Origin of the sequence: Desulfobulbus oligotrophicus (genome assembly GCF_016446285.1) — a bacterium.
In the GTDB taxonomy this organism is placed as follows: Bacteria; Desulfobacterota; Desulfobulbia; order Desulfobulbales; family Desulfobulbaceae; genus Desulfobulbus; species Desulfobulbus oligotrophicus.
In genome coordinates this window covers 2,545,815-2,561,594 of sequence record NZ_CP054140.1, presented here as the reverse complement: position 1 = coordinate 2,561,594, position 15,780 = coordinate 2,545,815, and the positions used below count along the sequence as shown (strand labels likewise).

The window sequence follows — 15,780 nt, the reverse complement described above, 5'->3', positions numbered from 1 at the left end:
AGGGTGTAATGAAGCCGACAACAGGGAAAGCCGCACTGGCAGTCGCCCTGGTTTCCAGTGCCGCCCTTGGTTATGAACTGGTGCTCCTACGGTTTTTCTCCCTGATGTACTGGGATCATTTTGCCCACCTGATTATCAGCATGGCCCTGTTGGGGTTTGGTCTTTCGGGCAGTGTACTCAGCCGGCTGCAGCATCGCCTTGTTCCTGTCTTCTCCCGTTCATTTGCCGTCAGCAGTCTTCTTTTTGTCGTTACCCTGCTGCTTGCTGCGTCACTGATCGGTCGGCTGGGCTTCAATCCGCCGGAGATCATCTGGCAGGGGAGGCAGATGATTCGATTCGCAGCGGTCTTCACTGTCACCACGGTGCCTTTTTTCTTTGCCGGTCTTTGTATCGGTCTTACCCTACGGAGTTTTCAGGATGAGGTTGCCAGGATGTATCGGGCCGATCTCTGTGGAGCTGCAGGCGGTACTTTACTGGTTTTTTTCCTCCTCTTTCTGTGGCCGCCACAGTACTGCATCAAGCTCCTGGCGCTGGTTGGCCTGTTGGCACCAATGGTTCTTGTCGGGCGTAACAACACAGGATTGTGGCGTCTGGTTCTTGCAGTATGTGCGGTGGTCTGCCTGGTTTGGCCTAATCACATTCTGGTTCCGGTCATGTCCGAGTATAAGGGGCTAAAACAGGCACTACTGGTGCCCGGAGTACGGGTTGCCGCAGAAAAGCATACGCCGGTAGGCGAATATACCGCCCTTGTAAGTAACAACATCCCCTTTCGGTATGCGCCGGGGTTAAGCCTGCTGGCTCCGGTACTGCCGCCGGAACAGATCGCTCTTTTTCATGATGGACATCCTGTTGGGGTAATTCAGCGTGGCAGTGAAGGGGGGCAGGCCATGGAATTTCTTCGTTGGACTCCCCAGGCCCTGGCCTATGCCCTGATAGATAAGCAGCCGGACGTGCTTGTGGCCGGGGCAGGTGGAGGCACGGATATCTGGCATGCTCTGCTGGAGCAGGCTGTCCGTATTGATGCTGTGGAGCAAAATCGCGGTCTGGTTGATCTGATCACCACCGATTTCACCACCTTCAGCGGTGATATCTACCAGCAAAAACAGGTGCATCTGGAAAGAGGTGATATCCGCGGCTTTTTAGTGGCCAGTCAACAGCAGTATGATCTGATCCAGCTCTCCCTTTTTGGCACGGCCGTACCGGCTGGTGCTGGAAGTGGCCACGCCCTGCGGGCTCAGCCTCTTTTTACGGTTGAAGGGTTGCAGCTGGCTCTGTCTCACCTGACGAATAACGGAATGTTAAGCCTGACTCTGCCCCTGGAACTACCGCCGCGCAGTGCTCTGAAGACAGTGACAACGTTAATGGCTGCCATGCAGCGACTGGATGCAAACAGCGATCCTTTTGCCCATCTGATCGTTATCCGAACCTGGAACACCGCAACTATTATGGTCAGCCGTGCACCGTTATCACATTACCAGCAGGATACAGTCAGGGTTTTTTGCAAGGAGCGGGCCTTTGATATTGACTGGCTGCCCGGTCTGAAAAGCAGCGAAGTCAATCAAATCAGTGTTCTTGATCAACCCTATCTGTATGAGGCGATATCTGCCCTGCGACAGGGCGTTGCTCATCCACTGTCAGCAACCTTTCATGTGACGCCTGCTGTTGATGATCGTCCCTGGTTCAGCCATTTCTTTCGCTGGTCTTCCTTACCTTCTCTGTGGACACAGCGAACAAGCGGGAGCGCGGCTCTGTTGGAATGGGAATACCTGCTGTTGTGGATGTCGTTTGCCGTGGCTCTTGTCATCAGTGTACCGGCAATTTTTTTACCCTTACGCCCGTTTATGCGCAAACACAGGCAAATCAGCCTGGGCCGAAAAGAGAGAGCTGCCTGGATTGTCTACTTTGCAGCCTTGGGTCTGGCGTTCTTTTTTGTGGAAATTACATTCATGCAGCAATGGATCGTCTTTTTACGTGACCCAATACTGGCAATGGCAGTGATTGTGCCTTCGTTTCTCTTTTTTGCAGGACTGGGAAGCGGCGCTGTTAAGCGTTTGCAACAGATGACTTGGCTGCGTGAATGGTCATGGGGTTCTAGACGACCGGTTATGCTTGTCTGCACGGTTATTGTGGTGGTGGCCTGTCTGTACCTGTGGCTGCTGTCATATATCTTCCAACTGGGAGCTGCCTGGCCTCTTACCGTGCGGGCAGTTGTCAGTATCGGACTGATCGGCGGCCTGGCGTTCTGGATGGGGATGCCGTTTCCCCTTGGATTGCTTCGTCTGGGCAAATGGTATCCCGAATGGATTCCTCTGGCCTGGGGAGTGAATGGTTTCTTTTCGGTCATCAGTACCATGGTGGCGATCCTGGTGGCTCTGCACGGTGGCTTTTCAACGGTCATTGGGTGTGCCCTTTTTTTGTATATACTGATTGCCTTTTTTGAGCATCGTGTCTGGGCAAACCGGGCAGTCTGAACATGTAAAAGCAGGTAAGATCCCAGTAAAACAGCGGATACAGTGAACATGTCCAATCTTCTGTCACCTCTTTTTTCCATATTCCGGAACTGTCGTATGCTTATCACAACCATTGTTCTTGTTTGTGTCGGTTATCTCGGCCTGTGCGCGTTCATGTATCTGCATCAACGGAGCATGCTCTACTTTCCGGATGCATCCGAGCTGTCACCGCTGCAGGCGCGTGAACTGGGCCTGCGGCACTGGCCTTCATCCGAACAGTTTCGCGGGTTTGTTGCCGAGCCGGATCCGCAGCAGGGGATTCGCGGCACAGTTATTATTTTTCATGGCAATGGCGGTGCCGCCTTTCATCGCTTCTTTTATGCCAAGGCCCTTGTAAAACAGCATTTCCGGGTACTGCTGGCTGAGTATCCCGGATATGGAGGACGTGATGGGCAACCTGCTGAAACAGCATTGGTGCAGGATGGCACCACTCTCCTTGAGCTTGCCCATGAGCAGTTCGGTCCGCCGCTCTATCTGTGGGGAGAATCACTTGGCTGCGGAGTTGCTGCCGGTGTTGTCAGGCAGACCAGAGTGCCTGTGGCCGGGGTGGTGCTGTTCTTGCCCTGGGACACATTGGCAAATGTTGCTGCAACGCACTATCCGTTTATCCCGGTTCGCTGGTTACTGCGCGACCGATACGACAGTGTCGCTAACCTGCGGCATTTTCAGGGACCGGTGGCCGTGCTTCTGGCCGGTGAGGATGAGATTATCCCGACCCATCACGGCCGACAACTTTATGAAAAACTCATGACCACGAAAAAATTATGGGTCATGTTGGGGGCAGGGCACAACAGTATGCCCATGGCAGCCGATCAGATATGGTGGCAGGAGGTCACTGATTTTCTGACCAAAAAGACTGCGCTGCTCATAGACTAGTCGTCCTTGAAAAAGCCTTTTTTCATATTGCCGGGGCGATCGCTCCGGCACCCTTTTTTTGCCCATCGAAGCGGCACCAGAGGACCAAAAGCAATCCGGTAAAAAGAAGAAACAACCTTTCCCTCAACTTCTTGAGGATAAGACGGATATTGTGCCCTGCTCCACAGAGCAGGGCATTGATTTTATCGCCCAACTCACCCAGCAGGTAATTGCGTCCAAGCTTGCCATCCGCCTTCATATGGCCGATCACCGGCTCAACGGCGCTGCGTCTCTTGAGTTCCTTCTTCATCTGCGGTGTCATTCCCCGCCTGCGACCGGAGATCAACACCTGGGGTTCTTTGATCTTGTGACCACGGTAGCCCCGGTCGACAAAACTGCGTTGAACGGTGCAGCCGGTGATCCGCTGCACCTGCTCAATGGCCCTGCCCAGGGTGTGGCCATCATAGGGATTGCCAGGTTCAGCCAACATGCCCACCACGAAGTTGTCTCGATTGGTGGTGGCCACGCTCACCTTGACCCCGAACTCGTACTTCTTGTGTGCCTTGCCCTTGGCAATGCATTCGACTTCCGGTGCATGCAGGCTGTAGAGCTTGTTCTTGTCCTGTTTCTGCTGCGTCAACAACCGCTCAGCCAGGGCAAGCTCGGGAAGAAGCACTGGGCCAAGCGCCTGCTGCCCTTCGATCTTGCGCACAATGTCCCGATACACCCTGCCCAGATAGGTCTTCAGCCGTTTTACCTCCCGACGGGCTCTTCGGGTTTGGCGGGCGTGAAAATACCGGCCGGCCTTTAACAAGGCCTGACGTCCAAGACGGGAGTAACTCTGCCGAAGACGAATGCCCCAAACCGCAGCCAACTTGACCAGTCGTTCCCGACTGCGGTTGTACAATCGTGAATCGGTCGGAAACGCCACCGCCTTTTCCTGAACAGTCGTATCAACAATCACTCGCTCCAAACTGGTCGGCGCAACCGCTCCGCTTGTCAACCCCGCCTTTATCGTGAGCTGCAGGATCAATTCCGATCCCTGCTCACCTATCCTCTTTCGCCAGCGACTCAACGAAGACGGATCGATCGGCAGTTCATGACAAAAGTACTCTTCCCCGCAGAAATATTGATGGTACGGGTTCTCCACCCACCGCCGTACCGTCTCTTCGTCTGACGTGTTGAACGCATGGCTCAGATAGGTCAGGCCTACGAGCAAACGAATCGGGAGCCCCGGCCGGCCTTCCTCAGAGTACAGCTTGCCAAACTCGCTTTCAAACACTCCCCAGTCGATCAGCCCACTCAGCCGGTACAACTCATGACGATGATTGAGAATGCTCTCCAAACGGTTGCGGAACATGTCCAACTGGGGGCTGGAAATCTGCTTCTTCGGCTGCATCGAAAATCACCAGAAATTGAAGGGGAAAAGTGCAATATCCTGCAATTTACAGTGCTATATTTTTCAATTTTTATCCATATATTCCAACTCGTTGAGAGTTTTTCATGGCCGACTAGACTAGGGTGTCGGATGGATTGACAGCAGGCAGCCGGAGCGGCTGGTTACTGATGCCTGGTTCGAGCAGATTGTTTGCACGTTATTTGATCAGGCGTCGCCGCATGACCACCAGACTTATCCAGAAAAAGATCAGCAGAAAGACAGTCAGATACCCCAGGCTTACAAGTATACTTCCCTCAATAAGCCCGAGGCAGCAGTATCTGCTGAGTTCAACCAGATGGTAGAGCGGAAACCCCAGGGCCGCGGTCTGAGCCCAGGCAGGCAGGCCGGCCACTGGAAAGAAGGTGCCGCTGAAAAGAAACATGGGTGTGATAAATAAAAAGGTCGGCAGGTTAAACATATCAATGGATGGTATGATGCCGGTAAAAACCATACCTACACTGCCAAAGGCCAGGCCGCCCAGAAAGGCCAGCGGCACGATCAGCAACCCCTGCGGCAGGGTGACGTATCCAAGCAGAGCCAGCACCATACTCATGATGGTTGCAGCAGCAGTGGCCTTGGTCGCGCTCCAGACAATCTCCGCCAGAACAATCTCTTCCAGAGACAGCGGTGTGGTCATCATACCGTCAAAGGTCTTCTGATAGTACATCCGGACAAACGAGGCATAGGTTGTCTCGAAAAAGGCGTTGTACATAATGGAGATGGCAACCAGAGCCGGTGCTATGAACTGGGTATAGGTAAGCGGGTGCTGATCGTAGCTGACCTCGCTGATCAATCCCCTGAAACCAATGCCAAAGGCAAGGATATAGAAGGTGGGTTCCAGCAGCGGAACCATGAAGTTGACCTTCCAGATCTTACGGTAGACAATCAGGTTTCGTCGCCAGACCCTGAGAAAGCGCCAGGAAAGGTTAGAGAGTTGTATCATTCGCGTAACTCCCTGCCGGTAAGGCGCAGAAAGACATCTTCCAGGGTGGCGGCACGGAAGGTGCACTCGCGGCTGCAGAATTTTTCGTGGATGGCCTGCTCCAGGGCGGTATCACCGTTGCTGTAGATAACCAGCCGTTCTCCCATTACATCAAACGCTACGTTCTTTTCCTGTAAGAACCGTTGCAGATCTTCCTGTTGGGTACCGGTGAGTTCGATGAGAGACTGACCGACATGATCGTTGATCAGTTCCTGGGGTGTTCCCTCCACCAGAATCTGCCCATGATCCATGATAACCAGCCGGTCGCAGAGTTGTGCCGCCTCCTCCATATAATGGGTGGTGAGGATAAAGGTGGTGCCGCGGGCACGCAGGGCATGCAGCCTGTCCCAGAGCAGATGTCGTGATTGGGGGTCAAGGCCGGTGGTCGGCTCATCCAGGATAACGAGCTCCGGCTCGTTGATCAGGGCGCGTGCCAGGGTTAAACGTCGGGCAAGGCCACCGGAGAGATCGCCCACCTTGGCATCACTTTTTTTGTCCAGGGCAAAGAAGTGGAGCAACTCCCTGGCCCGTCTTTTTGCCTGTTCCCTGGGGATGCCGAAGTAACCGGCAAAGATGAGCAGGTTTTGCAGCACCGACAGATCAGGATCCAGGGTGTTGTCTTGTTGACAGACACCGATCCGGGCACGAATGCGCCGCCAGTCCCGGGTGATATCCAGACCGAACACGCGCAGGCTGCCGGCACTGGGTGGCGAAGCACCGTATATCATCCGAATGGCAGAGGTTTTACCAGCACCATTCGGACCAAGAAGACCGAAACACTCGCCGGTCTGCACCGTAAAGGAGATACCCGCCACAGCGGTAAATCCGTTGTACTGTTTACCAAGCTCACGTACCTCTAAAAGAGGTGGTGCTGTTGATGGTGGTGCCTGACTGGACCTTATGGCGTGATCAGTTTCCATTCTTTTGCAGCGGTTTGTGGTGTTTTTGTCTGGTGATGGTGCTTTGCAGTGCTCAACCCGTTTTTTGTAGATCCTGGACAGTGCAGTCAGTATAGATGTTTTGGATCAATACCACAGCCGGTACCGGTACTGGCGTTGCATGACGATCTGCTGTTGTGTATCTGTCTGTGTGCACATATGCCAGGCTGTGCCTTCACTGTATCAGCAGAGGTAGAGCAGCCTGGCCATTGGTTGGCTGGATCTTGACGGGCCTGCTGCCAGTGATCTGGCAGCAGTGTTGTTTTTTGTTTAGCCGGCAATGTGTTGTTTCACCCAGGCCACATAACGGTCCATCCAGCCCTGGAAGAACGCTTTGCTTCCCTGGCCGATATTGCCGTCCGCATCAAAAAAGTTCTCGTTCACCTGCAAAAACATTTCCGGCTGGCCAATGGTGGGTACATCAAGAAAGGCCAGCACATTGCGCAGATGCTGCTGGGCAAGAGCTGTGCCGATCTGACCGATGGAGATGCCGAGTACGCCGGCTGGTTTACCGCCCCAGACACTCTGACCAGGGGGACGCGAGGCATGGTCAATGGCATTTTTCAAAACACCGGGAATAGAGCGGTTATATTCCGGGGTGACAAACAACAGGCCGTCTGCCGAGCGAATTGCATCCTTCAAACGCTGTACTGTTGGGGCCTGATTGGCATCATCATCCTGGTTGTAGAGCGGTAAATCACCGATCTCTATATGCTTAAAGGTAAACTCCGGTGGTGCCAGCCTGGTAAGGGCATCAGCCAGCTTCCGGTTATACGAATCTTTTCGTAAACTACCAACAATAACGGCAATAACAGTCTGACTCATGAAACCTCCTTTTGGGCAAAACAAGAGCGCCTCTATGGTTGAAAGTTGAGATGCCGATCGGCCGGTTATGTGTAGTACCATCCAATCGGCTTACATTACTCTCTACCTACAGTGTGCCTCTCCTGGTTGGTTGTCAATGGCAACTAAAAAAGGCAGTAAGGCTATCTGCCAAATGAAGAATTGATTACTTTTTAATGTTGTTTTGTTGTTGATGATTATGAGAATGATGAACGTAAATATGCTGATAACTCAGTTTTTATTTGTCATAGTCGTGGGATGGAAGTACGTATAGCCGTACTTTAGATAGGCAGGTTTTCATACTGTGCTCTTATTGTCTGAAGACAGGAGTCTTTATATTCATTCCTTCTACAACCTATGTACACGATAACAAATCTTTTTTTAGCATGACACCAGGGAAGAAAAAATATCCATCGCCGATTGAAAAGCCATTTTGTGAAACTGACACAACAACCAATGGTGAGTTACAGCAAATAGATCCGAGAATATTTCGTTTAATCATTTTTGGAGGAATGGAGAAAGAACAGGAGGCACTGCTCAACCATCTGTTTCAAAGTCCACAACAGGTTATTGACAATCAGCAGGCAGCGTTAGAACGAGCAACTAAAAATATTGTTTTCTTCGATACAACAAGTAATCTTTCCTATCGTCATTTTAACTCAACGCAACGTAAGTATATCGTTGCAACTGTGTCCAAGCCCGGCCAGTATCTTGACAACATGGTTTGTGATGCTTTTATCGCTGATGTGGCTGTGGTCCTTGTCGATGCCAGTGCTCAAGACACGGATCAGGTGATGGCGTACATGTGCAGAGCATGGCTGGTTGGTATACGGCATGTCATCCTGGCGATGAATAACGCAGATGCAGTTTTTCGTAATCAACAGAATTTCGAGGATATCTGTACTACTTACAAACATGCAGTAGAACCCTTAGGGTTTAAAAGTGTTACAACCATTGCTCTGTCTGTGCTTACCGGGGATAATATTATTTCGCTTTCAGATAAGATGCCATGGTATACAGGGCAATCTCTTCTGTCCTGCCTGGACAATCTGCAGGTTGAATCGTCATCTGACTATAAAGTTATGTTCCTGGTACAAAACTCTGACAGGAACGAACATGGACTTTCAAAAGTTCGTGGTGTTGTAGCAACAGGAGAACTTTGTGTTGGTGAGCAGTTACAGGTACTACCATCTGGTGATACCGGCAGAGTAGTACAAATTGATACTCCTGATGGGAATGTTGACAGTGTAAATGCAGGTGAAACAGTTACTTTAATACTTGATCGAACGGTTGCCGTTACCATGGGAGATGTACTGATGCCAATCAATACATCGTTTGAAATGTCTGATCAGTTTCAAGCCACACTTTTTTGGATGCACAAAGACATTGGACTGTCCGGCCGCAGATATTTGATGAAGCTTGCTAATCAGAAGACCAACGCCTGGATTACAAATATTAAGCATCTCATCGATATAAACACCAATGCACAGCTACCGAGTCGACAGTTAGAATTACATGATATTGCGGTATGTAACCTTGCCCTCAGTCATCCTGTATACTTTGATACAGTCCAAAACACGTTGATTTTCGGTAGTTTTATTTTGATGGACCGTTTTGAACAAACAACAGTGGCTGTCGGGTTTATCAGGCACTATTTACGCAGATCCCGCACGGTGCATCAACAGGCATTGAGCATTACTCGGCAAGATCGCGAACGACTCAACCGTCACCGTGGTAAGGTAATCTGGCTTACCGGTCTATCTGGTGCTGGCAAGTCCACCCTTGCCAACAGGCTGGAAAAACAACTTTATGCTTCAGGAAGACGCACCTATGTTCTTGATGGCGATAATATCCGTCAGGGATTGAATAGAGATCTTGGGTTCACAGAGGCTGCCCGTGTTGAAAATATTCGTCGCGTTGCTGAAGTAGCCAGGCTGATGATGGATGCCGGTCTCGTCGTGATAACAGCGTTTATCAGTCCGTTTCGAGCTGAGCGACGGATGGCCCGGGAATTAATCGGTGCAGAGAACTTTGTTGAGGTGTTTGTTGATACCCCCTTGGAGGTGTGTGAAAAGCGTGATCCCAAGGGATTATATCAAAAAGCACGCAGTGGTCGACTGCCTAATATGACCGGTATTGATAGTCCTTATGAACCGCCGGACAATCCAACAGTTGTGTTTAAGCAAAACAGCTCAATCCAGGAGATCTTAGCACTTTTGAAGTTGGATGCGAATATTTCCGATTGAGGCGTATAGTATAGATTGATAGAAGATGATGAAAACTATTGGTCATCCGGTTGTTGTTGCAGCCACTTAACAAATCGTGACAGTCCTTCTTCGAAACTCATACCTGGTGACCAATCTAAATACTGACGCGCTCGTTCTATATCTAAAACATTTGAGGGCACATCGAACGGGCGGCCGGGTAAATAACGGCGATGTACCGGCGAGCCAGTGACTGTTTCGATTGTATCCAGTATCTCATTAAGACTGTGTCCCTGGCCTGAGCCGATATTAAAAATTCGTTGATCACCGCTGTATGCAAGCGTTGCCAGCATTGCCTCTATAACATCAGCTATATAGATGTAGTCTCTGGTTACCGATCCGTCTCCCCATATCTCAACAACCTCTCCTCGTAATATTTTACCAAGAAAAACAGCGATAACTCCCTGACTTGAATGGACTCGTTGCCGTTCACCGTACGGGTTGGAAATACGTAACACACTGTACTCCAGCCCATGAAGATGTCTGTACAGTTCGAGGTATTTTTCAATGGTCAGTTTAGAGATACCATATGAGCAGAGGGGATTTGTGGGATGGTCCTCATGGATTGGAATGTTGAGTGGAACACCGTAAACTGTGCCTCCTGAAGAGGGAAAAATAATTTTTTTAAGACCTGTACGTACAGCATGATTGAACAATTTTATTGTAGCAACAACATTGCTTTCAACATCGTATACCGGGTCGGCATTTGAAGATTGCGGAAGTGTTGTAGAGACGAGATGAAAGCAGAAATCGCAACCTTTGAAAGCGTCAACAATATCTTTTTCATTGGTGAAATCGCCCTCGAACATCTCAAAATTTGGATTGTTACGTAATTTATTTTCCAGAGGCACTGCATGAGGACGATCAAAGCAGCGGACATGATAGTCTTGTTGCAGTAAAGCATCGATCAGATGTAGTCCGATAAAGCCACGACCGCCAATCACCAGACAGGTGCTGGAGGTATTTGTAGATATATTTTTGTGAGACTCTGATGATTTCATATAAGATATCGAAAATTATTTGTTAGAAATTAAGAGTCGAAAAGTATTCGATACCCTACAATCGACTGATATGATAATAGTTAATGTCCTTAATTACTTGTATATGCAAGGCGAGACTCATACAGAGTCAAGATTTCGTCTACATATTCTGCAATTGATTTTGGTTTACGGCAGTTACTGCTGAGTTTTTCAAGAAGATTGTGTTCATCAAGTAAACGTCTGAGCTTTGCGGCCAAGTCTTTAGCATTACCTGGTTCAAATAATAATCCGTTTTTTTCATTGTGGATGACTTCCGACATACCAGGAAAATCAGAAGACACTACAGGACATCCGGCAGCCAGTGCTGAGTGGATTACCAGAGGGGCGTTTTCAAACCAGATAGAGGGGACTACCAGAGTGTCAATACCGTCGAGAATTTCAGCAATTTGAGTGTTTGGAAAAGTGCCGCAAAACTTGATAGAAGGAAAGTCTTCAGCCAATTCCTGCAACTTGTTGTAATAGTCTGGAAAATCTTTTGGATTTCCATAGATTTTCAGTAGTACATCTTTATGGTTGAGTAATCGAACTGCCTGGATAAGTACATGACATCCCTTATGATTTGATAACCCCCCTATAAAACCAAATGTATAAGCTGTTCCAGCAGTTCGACTACGGAGACGAGCTTCATAGTTGTCCATGTTGATGCCATACATATACTGCTTGATTAACTCTGGTCGTACCCCGTTTCTAACCAGTACCTCAGTCATCACAGTGGTTGGTGAAACAATACCATTGAGGGTGTTCAGCCGTGAAATCAGGTAATTGCTTCGTTTTGAAAGTGCGGAGATTTCATTTACAAACGGGAGCTGACGAGGTAACCAACCTTTTCGGACAATGGCAACTGCTAGGTTTGCAAGGCTATCTGGTGCTGCTTTTGCAAATTTTTCAACCCACCCCCAACGAGATCGCATGGCAACATGTCGAACACAATTAGTTGCCAGTTTCTCTGGTCCTTTGCAAGAGGTTCCATCATCCAACATAAGCAGACTCATAGGGCAAACACTCCAAAAATCAGTTGGTGTGAAGTACGTGGGGATGTTCATATTAACAGTGACATCGATGATAGCTGCGCTTAACCGAGACATATGAAAGATATGCACTAGATCGGGTTTAACATTATTTAATAGTTTCCGAAAGTAACGAGCCACCAGGTTGTTGGTGTACTCTATTTCCATAATCACATTTTGATCACCCATGGGGATGAATTCGTGTGTAAAACGGTATACGTTAATGCCATCTATCTGGTACTCATCAAAACGCTCGTCATCGTTTAATGATGTCTTTGCTGGTGCTCCTGTCAGGACAGAAACCTCGTGACCACGTTCTACTAAGTCCTTTGCCACGCTATAGGTCAGCACCTCAGTGCCGAAGTTGTATTCTGGAAGAAATTGATGGGCGGTCAGAATAATTTTCATGAATTTCGATATCCGTGGGTAAAATTTAAAATTTTGTCTGAATTTGTATTGAGATAGCTGATATTAAGGCGGTCATTAATCAACGTACATTTTCCAGCCCTCGGGTCTTACGATTAAACGGTAATTCAATCTATTGAGTATGAATCGTTTGCCAAACATGATTCCAATGTTCGGTGATTAACGTACTTATTAATAGCATCAAAATTATCAGAAGTTTTTTCCTTTCCGCCAGCCGTATAGTAATTCCATGTCAAATCATATATTTTTTTTAATGTTCGAATACACAACGCAATAATAGTTGCTTTCATACAGTCCGGAAATGTGGATAATTTCTATTGCTCTTTCACGTACTGCACAGATCTGATTAGAAGGAATGTTTATAATAATTGCTTCGCAAGCAGCTATAATTTCTGTATAAATGCATCATTTGAACATAAGGAGAATGGATATTGTTGTTAGATATTTCGATCACGTTTAGCATTTAATACATCACGTAACTGCTGAATAATTTGTTGTGTGTGTTGTTCAATGAGGCGCAATGGTTTTGTCCATCTCCATGACCGAGATTGTACCAGAGTATCAATGTATTTTTCCTGTAAATCAATCTGTTCGTTTTGTTCATCAATGTGTTTCTTTAGGTTGTTGGTTTTAGTGTCTGGTAAGATGCTGTATACATCAAATAGTCCACTTTCTATTAACAGATTTCTATAATCATATTTATTGCATAGGGCCGAACTGTGCACAGTGTTTGTTATCTCATGATATAAGATGTTGATGCCAAATCCCCAAGCACTTCGTGGCATATTAGGGGTCAATGAGACGTATGCTAACGCCCTGACAATTGAAAAGTCCTTCTCGCTACATACCTCAGAGATTTCTGGAAAAATTTGGAGCAGGTCCTCGAATTTCTTACAATTCAAAAAGTTGCATCGCAGTATATACCATTCATTTTGAGCACGAATTTTATTGTTGTTTGATAAGCTGCTCGTATTCGAACCATCCGAAAAAAATCTGTGTTTGACCAGTCTTTCCTCTACAACCGCAGCATTGTGCTGCAGGAGTAAACGAGACCACATCTCAGCATCAGCAGTTTGTGCAAGGCCAAATTTGTAAAGCCCCACACTGTCATAACAACTCTTCCGTACAAGGGCACTTGGATGATTCAGATGATTTTCACCTGAAAAAAGTTCTCTAAGCAGCTGCCATCGATTGTATGGTCGATTAAACCAGTCAAGGTCTAGTTTGTACCCGTTTTCATCAATAATTTGTACCCAGGTAAAAACAGCTCCTATATCTGGACATTGTGTAAAAATATCAAATTGTTTCTCAAGTTTTTTTTCTTCCCAAACATCATCTGAATGGTGAATGGCAATGAATTCACCTAAGGCCACTTCGGAAATTGCTTTGTTAAGCCCGTAAACACCTCGTCTTTGTTCATCGTTACGAAAAGATTTGATACGTGGATCATTGTAGCTTTGAATAATATCCCAGGAGTTGTCTTTAGAGGCATCGTCCCAGATGATGAGTTCAAAGTCTTGAAACGTTTGGTTTAAAACACTGTCAATGGCTTCACGCAAAAATAAAGCATGATTGAATGATGTTAAAATAACGGATATTCTTGGTGTCGAAGTCATATTGTCTGCTGGTATTTATATTGTCTGGATGTGAAGAATGAGATTGCAATACGGGTAAAAGTTGCAAACTGTGTACTGTTAAGATGATGTTTTTACAGACAAACAATACATGTGTAGCATTAGCCGTAATTACTGATATGATACCTGTGAAGGTGTGGTGGAATTTTTATACCGTGCACGCAGCCCATGTTTTCAGAATATTGTTACTCATCCGATTAAGATATGCTGATTGTTGAGTTATCTGTTTTCAGCCGGGTTGCTTTAAAGTAGGTTTTCCCCTGATAGGGAGTTTCTGGCATCTCTATTTTAGACATGAGTATCTCAAAATATTTTTTGGGACAATCGCAAAACTCTTCGTATTGAACAGTCATTTTTCTGGATTCAGCAACCTTTGTTAACCCTGACTTAACTGCCTTATTAATAGCGCGAACCTGGCCTAAGGCCTGTTCAAATGGTGCAAGTTGCATCAGTTCTGTTTTTTCCGGAATATTAAAAGAATACCATTTTCTCTTATCATCAAATTGGCGTTTACGCGCTTCAAGTACCGAGACTGCATTAGCATGCTCATCTCTTGTAATATGAACGAACAACACCTTGTTTAAAATAGAGTTCATAAAAGGAATATTGTAATTAAACAGCATCCCTTTGGCTGCAAAGGGTTTTTGAAATACAGTCATCAACCCGGTTAACTCAGCCAGCATATTTTGTGTGTCCACAGTTTGCAGCAACTCTTCATCCGTCCACACATCGCGGTCCGGTTCGGCCAGAAACCGCCGCCAAAAGTACCAGAACTCATTCGGAGCGAGTACACCTTTAGTCTTACCGTTCTCGGATCTGTACGCAGTCTGATGGGCAAATTCTCCCAACTCGTCGCGAAAGTTGTATTGTGGATCAGTCAACAGAAGCTGTATTTTTGCACCAATAATGGGTGACTGATAAAATCGCGATAGCAGGTTGGTGGGGTAAGCAATGAGACCGGTATTGGCAAGCCACTGGAGAAACAGGGTGGTGCCACTGCGTAATGGACCCATTATCAGGATAAGAGGGTATGGCAGAGATTTATCCAGATAATGATGAACAAGTTGGTTTTCAGTTGGTTGTAAATCTTTACCCAGTTCCCGAAGAAGAAACTCTAGATCTTCGTTTTTTTGAAATTTTTTTGATCGTGTTTCAGTTGACATCGTATTCCTTTAAAAATCGACCGCACTGTTTCTGACTATTGAACATCATTACATCAATAATAGAAAGATTTGGTATGAAAGATGTATTGAATTGTTGATATTCAACAGCTCGTGGTTGAATAAATGATAGTCGCAGGTCTTTTTGGTGGAATTTTTCATGATTATACAGACCTCGTCCACCAGGTAGATTGATATATTCATTAACTCCTAAAGTCTTACAGATAGAAAGAATTTTGTCCTGTCCTTGTAATGTATTGTCTTTTGTTAAGGATGAAGAAAAATACCATTTCGGATGTACATTCAAATATTCACAGGTCTGTTTTAAGGCATAGTCCAAAAAATGAACTAAATTTTTTTCTTTTTGCAGTAAAATTCGTTCCAGCAGGGGAAATATATCTTTAAAATATGGTGATTTACTGTAGTTATGTTGAAGTGTTTTTAATAATTTTTCTCCGTTGCTGCCCACCTTAACCTGATTAATCAGAGAGTTTAAACTGCCACCTAGCACTTGCAGCGTAATACGTTGTTTACCGTTTTGTGAAAAGATATGGTTACGATTAATCCATCCTCTTTTTATATACTGTACGTCATCATAAATAACGAACATATCCACAGCTTTTATAAGTTGAAAATAACCCAGGTAAGGAAACAGGTAAGGCTGCATGATTGCCAGCTTCAAG

The 15,780-nt window shown here is 46.8% G+C and carries 12 protein-coding genes; 3 read left to right on the top strand and 9 right to left on the bottom strand.

The window, feature by feature from the left end; all coding sequences use genetic code 11:
• Window positions 1–8 precede the first annotated feature (8 nt).
• Window positions 9–2,471, top strand: a complete 2,463-nt coding sequence (locus tag HP555_RS11770; RefSeq protein WP_199262734.1) for a spermidine synthase family protein — start codon at window positions 9–11, stop codon at window positions 2,469–2,471.
• 96 nt (window positions 2,472–2,567) lie between these two features.
• Complete coding sequence (locus tag HP555_RS11765; protein WP_199262732.1) at window positions 2,568–3,386, top strand: alpha/beta hydrolase; 819 nt, start codon at window positions 2,568–2,570, stop codon at window positions 3,384–3,386.
• A gap of 22 nt (window positions 3,387–3,408) precedes the next feature.
• Here the strand turns inward: HP555_RS11765 and HP555_RS11760 are convergent, their stop codons facing one another.
• The 4 genes from HP555_RS11760 to HP555_RS11745 form a co-directional block, all read right to left on the bottom strand.
• Window positions 3,409–4,764: an IS5 family transposase gene (locus HP555_RS11760; protein ID WP_199261827.1), complete on the bottom strand. Its 1,356-nt coding sequence runs from the start codon at window positions 4,762–4,764 to the stop codon at window positions 3,409–3,411.
• A 196-nt stretch (window positions 4,765–4,960) separates the two neighbouring features.
• On the bottom strand, window positions 4,961–5,746 hold the full coding sequence (locus tag HP555_RS11755) for an ABC transporter permease (RefSeq protein WP_199262730.1): 786 nt from the start codon (window positions 5,744–5,746) through the stop codon (window positions 4,961–4,963).
• A complete protein-coding gene (locus tag HP555_RS11750) occupies window positions 5,743–6,705 on the bottom strand; it encodes an ABC transporter ATP-binding protein (protein WP_199262728.1) in 963 nt (320 codons plus the stop codon). The genes HP555_RS11755 and HP555_RS11750 overlap by 4 nt, the downstream gene beginning before the upstream one ends.
• A gap of 288 nt (window positions 6,706–6,993) precedes the next feature.
• Window positions 6,994–7,548, bottom strand: coding sequence for an NADPH-dependent FMN reductase (locus HP555_RS11745; protein ID WP_199262719.1), 555 nt, complete (start codon window positions 7,546–7,548; stop codon window positions 6,994–6,996).
• Window positions 7,549–7,952: 404 nt separating this feature from the next.
• On the opposite strand from HP555_RS11745, the gene cysC reads away from it, so the two are divergent.
• On the top strand, window positions 7,953–9,812 hold the full coding sequence (cysC, locus tag HP555_RS14250; protein ID WP_199262717.1) for an adenylyl-sulfate kinase: 1,860 nt from the start codon (window positions 7,953–7,955) through the stop codon (window positions 9,810–9,812).
• A gap of 35 nt (window positions 9,813–9,847) precedes the next feature.
• Here the strand turns inward: cysC and HP555_RS11735 are convergent, their stop codons facing one another.
• The 5 genes from HP555_RS11735 to HP555_RS11715 all read right to left on the bottom strand — a co-directional run bounded on the left by HP555_RS11735 (window position 9,848) and on the right by HP555_RS11715 (window position 15,779).
• Window positions 9,848–10,831, bottom strand: coding sequence for an NAD-dependent epimerase/dehydratase family protein (locus tag HP555_RS11735; protein WP_199262715.1), 984 nt, complete (start codon window positions 10,829–10,831; stop codon window positions 9,848–9,850).
• Between the two features lie 89 nt (window positions 10,832–10,920).
• Entirely contained in the window at window positions 10,921–12,285 is a 1,365-nt protein-coding gene (locus HP555_RS11730; RefSeq protein WP_199262713.1) for a glycosyltransferase family 4 protein, read from the bottom strand.
• 455 nt (window positions 12,286–12,740) lie between these two features.
• Window positions 12,741–13,919 carry a glycosyltransferase gene (locus HP555_RS11725; protein ID WP_199262711.1) on the bottom strand — a complete coding sequence of 393 codons (1,179 nt, stop codon included), beginning with the start codon at window positions 13,917–13,919 and terminating at the stop codon, window positions 12,741–12,743.
• A 215-nt stretch (window positions 13,920–14,134) separates the two neighbouring features.
• Entirely contained in the window at window positions 14,135–15,100 is a 966-nt protein-coding gene (locus HP555_RS11720; RefSeq protein WP_199262709.1) for a sulfotransferase, read from the bottom strand.
• Window positions 15,090–15,779: a WbqC family protein gene (locus HP555_RS11715; protein WP_199262707.1), complete on the bottom strand. Its 690-nt coding sequence runs from the start codon at window positions 15,777–15,779 to the stop codon at window positions 15,090–15,092. The genes HP555_RS11720 and HP555_RS11715 overlap by 11 nt, the downstream gene beginning before the upstream one ends.
• Between the last annotated feature and the right edge of the window lies 1 nt (window position 15,780).

Bases quoted from the DNA above. Each gene is read 5' to 3' on its own strand.
- HP555_RS11770 (WP_199262734.1), top strand. From the start codon at position 9: ATGAAGCCGACAACAGGGAAAGCCGCACTGGCAGTCGCCCTGGTTTCC.
- HP555_RS11765 (WP_199262732.1), top strand. From the start codon at position 2,568: ATGCTTATCACAACCATTGTTCTTGTTTGTGTCGGTTATCTCGGCCTG.
- HP555_RS11760 (WP_199261827.1), bottom strand. From the start codon at position 4,764: ATGCAGCCGAAGAAGCAGATTTCCAGCCCCCAGTTGGACATGTTCCGC.
- HP555_RS11755 (WP_199262730.1), bottom strand. From the start codon at position 5,746: ATGATACAACTCTCTAACCTTTCCTGGCGCTTTCTCAGGGTCTGGCGA.
- HP555_RS11750 (WP_199262728.1), bottom strand. From the start codon at position 6,705: ATGGAAACTGATCACGCCATAAGGTCCAGTCAGGCACCACCATCAACA.
- HP555_RS11745 (WP_199262719.1), bottom strand. From the start codon at position 7,548: ATGAGTCAGACTGTTATTGCCGTTATTGTTGGTAGTTTACGAAAAGAT.
- cysC (WP_199262717.1), top strand. From the start codon at position 7,953: ATGACACCAGGGAAGAAAAAATATCCATCGCCGATTGAAAAGCCATTT.
- HP555_RS11735 (WP_199262715.1), bottom strand. From the start codon at position 10,831: ATGAAATCATCAGAGTCTCACAAAAATATATCTACAAATACCTCCAGC.
- HP555_RS11730 (WP_199262713.1), bottom strand. From the start codon at position 12,285: ATGAAAATTATTCTGACCGCCCATCAATTTCTTCCAGAATACAACTTC.
- HP555_RS11725 (WP_199262711.1), bottom strand. From the start codon at position 13,919: ATGACTTCGACACCAAGAATATCCGTTATTTTAACATCATTCAATCAT.
- HP555_RS11720 (WP_199262709.1), bottom strand. From the start codon at position 15,100: ATGTCAACTGAAACACGATCAAAAAAATTTCAAAAAAACGAAGATCTA.